This is a genomic window from Schumannella sp. 10F1B-5-1, assembly GCF_006517535.1.
Lineage (GTDB): Bacteria > Actinomycetota > Actinomycetes > Actinomycetales > Microbacteriaceae > Schumannella.
This window is the reverse complement of sequence record NZ_VHQH01000250.1, coordinates 1-267: the sequence shown is the minus strand read 5'-3', so window position 1 is coordinate 267 and position 267 is coordinate 1. Positions and strand designations below refer to the sequence as shown.

Genomic DNA, 267 nt, shown 5'->3' with positions numbered 1-267 from the left:
CGGTCGCCCCGCCGGATGCCGAGCTCCGTGAGCGCGTTCGCCGCCTTCGCGACCTCGCGCTGCAGCTCGGCGAAGGTCAGCGTGCGGCTGTCGCCGGGCTCGCCCTCCCAGTGGTACGCGACCCGATCGCCGAGGCCGGCGTCGACGTGCCGGTCGACGCAGTTCACCGCCACGTTGAGGGTGCCGTCGGCGAACCACTCGGCGCGCGGAGGCTGCAGCGTTCCATCGGCGGCGAGCGCGGGCGTCCAGTCGAGGGTGCGCGTGAAC

Annotated in this window: 1 pseudogene; it reads right to left on the bottom strand. The window is 74.5% G+C overall.

Annotated features, from left to right (window positions below):
* Positions 1–267 (bottom strand): annotated as a pseudogene (locus FJ658_RS15595) (AMP-binding protein); the annotation flags it as partial.